The organism is Rugosimonospora acidiphila, from assembly GCF_039543385.1.
Taxonomy (GTDB): Bacteria; Actinomycetota; Actinomycetes; order Mycobacteriales; family Micromonosporaceae; genus Rugosimonospora; species Rugosimonospora acidiphila.
This window is the reverse complement of record NZ_BAABJQ010000055.1, coordinates 22,681-29,375: the sequence shown is the minus strand read 5'-3', so window position 1 is coordinate 29,375 and position 6,695 is coordinate 22,681. Positions and strand designations below refer to the sequence as shown.

Annotated in this window: 6 protein-coding genes; 3 read left to right on the top strand and 3 right to left on the bottom strand. The window is 67.2% G+C overall.

The window, feature by feature from the left end; genetic code table 11:
* Positions 1–306: 306 nt before the first annotated feature.
* From ABEA87_RS41230 to ABEA87_RS41220, 3 genes are all read right to left on the bottom strand, one after another.
* Positions 307–723, bottom strand: a complete 417-nt coding sequence (locus ABEA87_RS41230; RefSeq protein ID WP_345639226.1) for a BlaI/MecI/CopY family transcriptional regulator — start codon at positions 721–723, stop codon at positions 307–309.
* Positions 724–924: 201 nt separating this feature from the next.
* Positions 925–1,791, bottom strand: a complete 867-nt coding sequence (locus ABEA87_RS41225; RefSeq protein WP_345639224.1) for an ABC transporter permease — start codon at positions 1,789–1,791, stop codon at positions 925–927.
* Positions 1,788–2,717, bottom strand: a complete 930-nt coding sequence (locus ABEA87_RS41220) for an ABC transporter ATP-binding protein (protein WP_345639223.1) — start codon at positions 2,715–2,717, stop codon at positions 1,788–1,790. The genes ABEA87_RS41225 and ABEA87_RS41220 overlap by 4 nt, the downstream gene beginning before the upstream one ends.
* A gap of 693 nt (positions 2,718–3,410) precedes the next feature.
* On the opposite strand from ABEA87_RS41220, the gene ABEA87_RS41215 reads away from it, so the two are divergent.
* From ABEA87_RS41215 to ABEA87_RS41205, 3 genes are all read left to right on the top strand, one after another.
* The gene (locus tag ABEA87_RS41215) at positions 3,411–3,836 is read left to right on the top strand and encodes a BlaI/MecI/CopY family transcriptional regulator (protein ID WP_345639222.1); all 426 of its coding nucleotides are present in this window, start codon (positions 3,411–3,413) and stop codon (positions 3,834–3,836) included.
* Positions 3,829–4,767 carry a M56 family metallopeptidase gene (locus tag ABEA87_RS41210; RefSeq protein WP_345639221.1) on the top strand — a complete coding sequence of 313 codons (939 nt, stop codon included), beginning with the start codon at positions 3,829–3,831 and terminating at the stop codon, positions 4,765–4,767. Before ABEA87_RS41215 ends, ABEA87_RS41210 begins: the two co-directional genes overlap by 8 nt.
* 716 nt (positions 4,768–5,483) lie before the next feature.
* Positions 5,484–6,695 carry a lysylphosphatidylglycerol synthase transmembrane domain-containing protein gene (locus ABEA87_RS41205; protein ID WP_345639220.1) on the top strand — a complete coding sequence of 404 codons (1,212 nt, stop codon included), beginning with the start codon at positions 5,484–5,486 and terminating at the stop codon, positions 6,693–6,695.

Genomic DNA, 6,695 nt, shown 5'->3' with positions numbered 1-6,695 from the left:
GATACGCCATCGGCGCCAACTGGCAGAAGGTGGCCGACGCCTTCAAGGGCCCCACCTACATCATCGCCGCGATCGTGGTACTGGCATGCGCCATCGCCGTCGCGGTGTTCATCCGTCGACGCCGCACCTCCAAGGCCGAGGCACGATAGGTCCGGCTCGTTGACAGGCGCGATGACTGCGGCCCCTTGACCTCCTGACAGAGGCCGCCGGCTACCGCTACGGCGGTCCGGGCGCTCGCTGAACCTCGATGGCGACACGCGCGCGTTGGCCACTGGGTGGCGGGCGTCACCGTCGCTCCGCACTGCGTCAGGATCCCTTAGTCTCCTGGTCGAGTGCCGCGCGCAGCGCCCGCTCGTCGTCAGGGGACAGCGAGCTGACGAACCGGTGAAGGATCGCGTTCCGATCGCTACCGTGCCTCAGGACCGACTCCATCTGAGCGGCGGCCCACTCGACGACACCCTGCGTCGGAGCATAGGCCACGTGACCGTCCACAGTGGTTCGCGTCACCAGGTCTTTGTCGCCCAGTCGAGACAGGACCGTGTGGACGGTGTTGTAAGCCAGTCCACCCCCGAGGACGGCCTGCACGCCGGTCGGAGTCAGCGGTTTCGGGCTCGCCCATAACGCCTCCAGAACCGCGGCCTCCAGCTGTCCGGACCGCCGGCGATGCGCTACGTCCGCAGCGCCGTCGTCGGTCCGAAGACGTATCCGCCGTTCCTTTCCCATAGCGCCTAGCTTAAGCGCACTCTCACCTCAACGAGCACATCGGCGGGGTGATAATCAGTGCAGTTCGCGGGTGCGAAATTGGTCAGCGCGGAGAAGGACGCTGAACAGCGCAATCGCGGCTGACCCGTGACGGGGTAGCTGCCTGCCCTCAGCGGCCGTCGTCGCAGTGACGCCCCGGCGGCCGCTGAGGCAGGACAGAGGCTACGCGTCGCGTGCGGCGAACAGGACCGCGGCGACGGCGAGCACCAGGGCGGTCCAACCGGCGAAAACCCCGAAGCCCTGCCAAGCCGACAGCAGGTCGCCCGGCTGCGGATGGGGTTGAATGATGAGCAGGCCGGCATTGGTCGGCATATAGGCGTTGATGTGATGGCCCCAGCTGTCGGGTAGCAGCCCCGTCAGATTCGACACCACCAGGATCAGCCCGAGCACGGCGGTGATCGCGCCCGCGGTGTGCCGCAGAATCGCGCCGAATCCGAGCGAGAACAGGCCCAGCACGGCTAGGTAGAGCCCGGCGCCGATGACCGATCGGGTAACTCCGGGATCGCCGAGGTTGACCGTGATGTGCGCGGCGATGACCTGCCTGCCGACGAAGAACGCGGCGAAGCTGAGCACCTCACCCACGACAAGCATCAGCGCGGCGAACACCGCGACTTTCGCCACCAGAACCGTCAACCGGCGCGGCTGTGACTGCAGGGTCGAGCGGATCATCCCGGTGGTGTATTCGGCGGAAATGACCATGACACCCAGCACGGCGACGACCAGTTGACTGATGAACACCGGCCGGGCCAGGACGATCTCCAACGGATGCGCCACGAAATCGGCCCGTTCGCCCGGCGCGAAGCGATCCCACCGATGCATCAGCGCCCAGGCGATCAGAGACATGAGGCCGATAGCGATGGCGGCCATGGCCACCAGCGACCAGATGGTCGAGCGCACGGTGCGCAGCTTCGTCCACTCACTGCGCAGCTCGCCGCCCAGGCCCGCCCGGCCGCGCGGTGGCGCCAGCGGCGGAACGCGCAGCAGTGTGGCCGCTCCGTCGCCCAGCGACCGCCCCTCAATGCTGCTCATGACGACACCTCCCGACCGCCGGGTACCGCCGCGTGATACTCGACGGTGTCTCTGGTCAGCTCCATGAACGCCTGCTCCAGCGACGCCTGCAGCAGGGACAGTTCGTGCAGCCGCACACCGTTGTCGAAGGCCAGGTCGCCGATGCGGTCCATGGTCAGCTCGGAGACCAGCAACGCGCCCTCCCCGTCAGTCACCGCCCGTCCACCCGCGCCGGTGACCAGCTCGGCCATCCTCGTCGGGTCCGGCGTGCGTACCCGTACCGCCAGCTCCGAGTTCTGGTCGATGAACTCCTGCACCGTGCAGTCGGCGATCATCCGTCCCCGGCCGATGACCAACAGATGGTCAGCCGTGTTCTCCATCTCCGACATCAGATGGCTCGAGACGAAGACCGTGCGCCCCTCCGCGGCCAGCGACTTCATCAGGTTGCGGATCCACAGAATGCCTTCCGGATCCAACCCGTTGACCGGCTCGTCAAACATGAGGATCTTCGGGTCACCCAGCAGCGCCGCGGCGATGCCCAGACGCTGTCCCATGCCGAGCGAGAAGCCCTTCGCCCGCTTGCGCGCCACCTCGGCGAGGCCGACCAGATCCAGGACCTCGTCGACGCGCCGCTTCGGCAGGTTGTTGGTCTGCGCCAGGCACAGCAGGTGGTGGTGCGCGGAGCGTCCACCATGGATGGCTTTCGCGTCCAGCAGCGCACCGACTTCCCGCATCGGGTTATCCAGCTGCCGGAATGGCTTGCCGTCAATGGTGACCCGACCCCCGGTTGGCGTGTCCAGACCCAGGATCATGCGCATCGTGGTGGACTTCCCCGCCCCGTTGGGCCCCAGAAACCCGGTCACCTGCCCGGGTCTGACGGTGAAGGACAGCTGATCGACGGCTGTCCGCTCCCCGTATCGTTTGGTGAGGCCAACAGCCTCAATCATGGCTACAGTTCCCCTCGATATCGGGTACGGCGAACGAACCCGCGACGATGATTACGACCGCGGCGCACGTTCCCTCACCTGGCGGCCGTCGGGCACCATACCGACGGAACCTGAGAGCCAACCGAGAAGCGGACGCCCGTCGGCCGAGCCACCGCTTGAGCAGTCAACCGCGGGCACCCGGCGTAATCGCATCATCGGGCGCCGGACGACAGTGGTGATTACGCCAGTTGCCACCGGTGGGCGCCGACGGTTGGCCGAGGCCGCAGACTTGTGAACCTCTCGGATTGCGCGCATTGACGACTTCCTCATGCTGACGACTGAGGTCCGATCGGCCCCGCTTCACACCCGCAGGCACCAGCCCCGCCTCACCTGAGACACCCTACAGCTTGTAGTGTAGCGGGCGGGCGGGCCCTGTACCCACGGCGGTTGCCAGCCGGTGCCGGATCGCGTCGTCGGGAGCGAACTGGATACCAAAGCATGTGGCAGCTTGGCGCGTGGCGGGGCAAGCTGGGATAGAACGGGCGATCAGCCTCAACCGCTCGCGGGGCGATCAGTCACCGGTCGAGCCCGGGACGTTGCTGATCACGAGCATGCGGCGTGGCCGCGCGTACGGAGCAGTTCGCCAATCCCGCATCTCCATGTGATACATGTTGATCCTACTACAATTCTCTGTAGTAGGTTGGCCACTGGGAGGTGGATCTGGTGCAGCGGCGCGGCCATGGCGTTCTCGCTCAGGAGATCTTGAATCTGATCGGTCGGGCCGGCACTCCGATGACTCCCGCGCGCGTGCGTGACGCCCTCGACCGACGCCTGGCGTACACGACCGTGATGACGGTGATGGTCCGGCTTTACGATCAAGGCGTGCTGGCCCGTAAGCGGGCCGGACGGGCATTCGCGTACACCGTTCTCAGCGACCCGGCTATGGTCACCGCCCGGCGGATGCACCGTCTGCTCCAGATCGAGCGGAACCGCGCTGGAGTGCTCGCTCGTTTTGTGAACGGACTGAACGCCGATGACGAGCAGCTTTTGCGGAATCTGCTCCACCAGATCACCGCCGACCAAGGCGGTCCGACCTCGGCCCACGGGTACGGCTCGCCCATCAGGAGCAACCGTGGATAGCGCCGTCCTGGCCTCGTTCGCCGCGTACCTGGCCTTCGCCATGGCCGGTCCGTATCTGACGCGGGCTCTGCCACCCCACCTCGCCGTGCGATTTCTGGTACCCAGTGCGCTGCTGGCCGCGGGCGCCTCGGTGTTCGTCCTGGCTACAGTGGCGTTCACCTGGGTAGGCCAACTCGGCGAGGTCGCCGAGGTCGGCGCCTGGTCCCCGTACAGCCTGCATCTGCTGGACCCGATCCCCACGCCGTTCGCGGTGGCAACGGGGATGCTGCTGGTAGCCATTACGCTGTGGGTCCTGCGCAGTGTGCTGCGCACCGGCTCGGCGTTGCTGTCCGCCTCTCGCGCCTGGCGGCACCTCGACACTGACGTTGACGCGCCATTCGTGCTCGTGAACAGCGCACACCCGGAGGCGTTCACCACCCCAGGGCTGCGCCCACGGACGGTCATCACCACCGGCATGCTCGAGGCCCTCGACGGCCCAGGCCGACGGGTCCTGCTCGCTCATGAACGCTCCCACCGCACGCATCGCCATACCTGGTGGACTCTGGCCGCCGATCTGGCCGCCGCGGTCAACCCGCTGCTGCGCCCCACCGCGCGGGCCATCCGCGAGGCAACCGAACGGTGGGCCGACGAGGACGCTGCTCGGGTTGGTAACCGGCGCTTGGTCGCCGAGACCATCGCCCAGGTGGCTTTGCTGAGCCGGCCCTCGCCCGCGTCTAGCGTGGTGGCGGGTGCCACCGGAGGCGAGGTACCCCGCCGGGTCGTTGCCTTGCTACAGCCGCCGCCACGTACCCGCGCCCGCCACCTCGCCGCGGTGATCGCACTGGCACTGGCCGTCACGCTCGGCGCGCTCGGTGTGGAGCACGCGGGCGAGAACCTTTTCGAGCACGCGGAGGCGACAACCGCCACTAATCACCTTGTCGTACCCAGGTAGTTCGGCGGCAGCCTCGGCCAGGGCTGGCTGGCAGCCTCGTCGCCGGGGGCGGCGCCTACCTGTCGCCGCGGTTCCTTACTCGCTCGTTTCAGACGCGCACGCTGACCCCGTTCGCCACCTACGGCCTTGTTGGCCGGCCTCTGCAAGCCGCGTCTGGCTCGTCGCCGCCGGCTGACGATCCGTGAATCGATCGGACTGGGTGGACCGCCTGACGGGTGCGGATCCCACGTGACAGCAAGCGATTGCCCCTCCCGAAGGCGCGTTCCGCCCTGCGATGACCGCGATGGCTCCCCCGACCGAGCCTGCGATCACCGCGACGAATGCTGAGAGCCGGCTGAAAGAGCGGGAATCATCTACTACATACTTTGTAGTTGCAGCGGTTATCCTCTCAGGGTCCCCAGCCCTGAACACCTGGAGCGATCGCATGCGCAACCGCCCGCGCACCATCGCGGTCACAGCGTCGTGGCGACAAACGCTGATACAGCCGTCGAGCCTCGCCCAGGGCGCCCACCGCCAGCGGTCGCAATCGCCGGGGTCTTCTCCCCGCTGCGCATCGCAATCGAAAACCGTCGCCTTGAGCGCGCGCAGCAGTGAGCGGCGCATCGTCACCCACGGGCGCCGACAGGGCGACCGGCCGCGCTCGAACGAATCGAAGGCGCAGGAGCCTTCGTGACACCTCGCTCCCACCTGTCGACAGCGGCCACCGTATGTGGCCGATGACGGCCTTTGCCCGGCGCATGTCCGCGTGGGCCGGCCGCCATACGCGCGGTATCCGCATGTGCGCCCAGGTGCTCGCGCTCGGTCTGGTGACCTGGCTTCTGGTCCTCCCTCAGCTACGTGGGTCGGCGAAATCCTTACACCTGCTCTTCCACGTCGGCGGTTCGTGGATCCTGCTGGCGTTGACGGCCGAGCTCGCATCGCTGAGCTTCTACACCTTGCTGACACGAGCGATGCTTCCAGGCCAGACCCGCCCTCCGCTGCAACGTGTCATGCGCATAGACCTCAGCGCTATCGCCCTGGGCCACTGCCTACCCGACGGCGGGGCGGCCGGCACCGCCCTGTGCTGGCGTCTGCTCGTCGCCGAGGGGGTGCCCTCCTCGACGGCGGCCTTTGCCAAAGTCGCACAGGGTCTCGGATCGGCAATCGTGCTGCAGGGACTGCTTCTCGCGTCGTACGCGATCGGATCCGTGACAAGCGGGCCCTCACGCTGGGAGTTCCTGCCCGCCGCCGCATCGGCGACATTCCTTACGTTCGGCGCGGTGACCGTGCTCGCGGTCCGACGAGTGAGATTCCGTCATTGGTTCAACAAACTGGTACGCCGGATCCCCTGGTGTGGGCCGAGGCTCTCCCATCTCCTGTCGAACCTCTACCGCCGCCATGTGGTTGCACAACTGCGCTCTCTGGCCAGCAATCGACGCGCCTTGCTGGTCACCGCATCGTGGGCGGGGGCGAACTGGGCGTTCGACGCGCTCGCGCTGTGGGCGTCGTTGCGAGCCTACGGTTCGAGCGTCGGGCTTGAGGCGTTGGCGGTAGTGTTCGGCATTCAGGCGCTGGCCGCCTGGTTACCGATCACGCCAAGTGGACTGGGCATCTCCGAAGCCGTAGTGATCCCAGCACTGATCGCGTTCGGCTCGTCCCGAAATGCCGCCGTTCTCGGGATCCTCACCTGGCGAGTGATCGCCTACTGGCTACCGATTCCTCTCGGTGCCCTGGCCTTCGGCTCCCTGCGCGTCTTCAACCGACCGGTAGCCAAGCTCGTTCCTGCAGTCGGTACGCCAGGGTCACTGCGACCGAGGGGTGAACTGCCGGGACCACGGGCGGCCCCCGTCCCTCATGTCTCGGATTCGCATCCGGTGCCAGTACCCCTACTGGAGGCCCGCGGCCCGAGCGGTGCGGGCGACGATCATGACCGACCGCCGGCTCATTGA

Coding starts and splice junctions, on each gene's coding strand:
- ABEA87_RS41230 (WP_345639226.1), bottom strand. CDS start 723: ATGGGAAAGGAACGGCGGATACGTCTTCGGACCGACGACGGCGCTGCG.
- ABEA87_RS41220 (WP_345639223.1), bottom strand. CDS start 2,717: ATGATTGAGGCTGTTGGCCTCACCAAACGATACGGGGAGCGGACAGCC.
- ABEA87_RS41205 (WP_345639220.1), top strand. CDS start 5,484: ATGACGGCCTTTGCCCGGCGCATGTCCGCGTGGGCCGGCCGCCATACG.
- ABEA87_RS41225 (WP_345639224.1), bottom strand. CDS start 1,791: ATGAGCAGCATTGAGGGGCGGTCGCTGGGCGACGGAGCGGCCACACTG.